The 1,983-nt window shown below is 75.7% G+C and carries 1 protein-coding gene; it reads right to left on the bottom strand.

Annotation, left to right across the window (positions count from 1 at the left end):
* Window positions 1–1,983, bottom strand: a 1,983-nt coding sequence (locus MXD58_RS26480; RefSeq protein ID WP_250610495.1) for an ATP-binding protein, incomplete at both ends; no start/stop codon positions are given.

Raw genomic sequence — 1,983 nt, 5'->3', positions numbered from 1 at the left:
ACGCCCGGGCGCCCAGCCCGAGCCGGGCCAGCCAGACCGCGAGGTCGCCGCCGGCCCAGGCCGTTCCCGCGGCCCCCACCGCGTCGCCCTCGGCGGCCGCGCGGACGACCCGGTCGTCGGGCTGCTCGGTCAGCCACATCCGTTCGGCCAGCGCGCCGAGCACCGCGAGGCGGCGCGGCGGCTCGTCGAGCCGTTCGGCCAGCTCCCAGGCGATATCCAGGGCGACGAGGGAGTCGGCGAGGGGGACGTCGGCGCCACGGCGCAGCGGGACCAGCGCGGTGACGAGCAGCGGCCACAGCGTCGCGAGCGGCATGCCGCGCTCCTCGAGGACCTGCTCGGCGTCCTCGAGCGCGGCACTCCACCGGCCGCGGGCGAGGTGCAGCCGCGCACGCACGGCGGTCTGCCAGTGCCGGCAGATCGGGATGTCACGTTCGACGGTGAACGGCAGGGACTCGTCGAGAACATGTTCGGCCTCGCGGTAACGCCGCTGCTCCACATCGAGGTTGGCGATCGCCGAGTAGCCGGTGGAGGCGAGTTCGTCCCAGCCGTGGGCGCGGGCCCGCTCGATGTCGTCGGCCAGCGGGGTGCGCGCGTCGGCGTCGCCCGCCAGCAGAGAGGTGCTCGCCCGCAGGATGCGCCCGCGCTGGGCCAGTTCCGCCTGGCCGTTGCGGTCCGCCTCCTCGATCGCGCCGCGCAGATGGCGGTGCGCCACCCCGACATCGCAGCGCATGTACGCGAGGTAGCCCAGGGTGGTGTGGGCCTGGGCGTGGGACCGTTCGAGACCCGGCCCGGTGGACAGGGCGGCGGCGCGCTCGGCGTGCGCCTGCGCGTGGCGGCGCCGGCCCTGGTAGTACTCGAACACGGCGCAGGTGTCGTACGCCGCCGCGAGCCCGGCCTGGTCGCCGGCGTGCTGTCGCAGCGGGAACGTCGCGCTCACGGTCGCGATCGCTTCGGTGAGGCGGCTCGTCATGTACTGCTCCACGGCGAGGCTGTGGAGCAGGTTGGCGCGGTCGAGCGCGGGCGCCGCCCAGAGATGGTCCAGCGCCGTGGCGAAGAACGTCGCCGCCTCGCTGTGCGAACCGGCCTGGATCGCCTCTCGGGCGGCCGCGGTCGCGTACGCGCCCGCCCGGTCCGCGTCGCGGGCCGCGACCGCGTGATGGGTGAGGACGGCGGGATCGCACGGCTCATTGCGCTCCAGCGCCGCCAGCAGCCGGGCGTGTAACCGGGGCGCGCCCCCGGGAGGGATCGTGCTCTCCACGGCCCGGCGCGCGAGTTCGTGGCGGAAGACCAGACCGCCCCGGGCCCGGCTGAGCAGGCCGGTCGCGTCGAGGCGGCGCAGCGTCGGCAGGTCGACGCCGAGCGCGGGCAGCACCCGGTCGTCGAGGCGGTCCGGCGCGGCCGCGACCATCTGCAGCACCTCGATGTCGTCCGGGGTGACCTCGGCGGTGCGGGCGAGCACCGCGTCGCGTACCGAGGTCGGCAGCCCCCGGTCGGGATCCTTCGCGATCTCGGTGACGAAGAACGGGTTGCCGCCGGTCAGCTCGTGCACGCGGCGCGGTTCCAGCCGGGTGCCCGCGACGACGATCCGCACCGCGTCGAGGGACAGCGGCGCCAGCCCGAGGGTCCGCAGCCCGGCGAGGCGGGCGAAGTCGCCGAGCAGCGGGCGGGCCGAATGCGCCGGGCCGATCTCGTCATCGCGGTAGCTGACGAGCAGCGCCAGCGACATCGCGTCGACCCGGCGCGCAAGGAACCGCAGCACCTCCACCGACGCCGCGTCGACCCAGTGCAGATCCTCGACGACCAGGACGGTCGGTTCGTCGCGCAGCGCCTCGTAGATCCGCTCGCAGACGCCGGCGAGCGCCAGTTCCTCGCCGTGCTCGCCGTCCGCCGCGCCGTGCGGGCGGCCCGCGCCGGGCAGCAGCGGTCCCATCCCGGTGGCGGCGGCGATGTCGCGGAACGGACCGAGTGGGCGCGGAGTCAGCC

Source organism: Frankia sp. AgKG'84/4, assembly GCF_023242965.2.
Lineage (GTDB): Bacteria > Actinomycetota > Actinomycetes > Frankiales > Frankiaceae > Frankia.
Note: the sequence above shows the minus strand (reverse complement) of the source record. Positions and strands in the feature narration are given on the sequence as shown.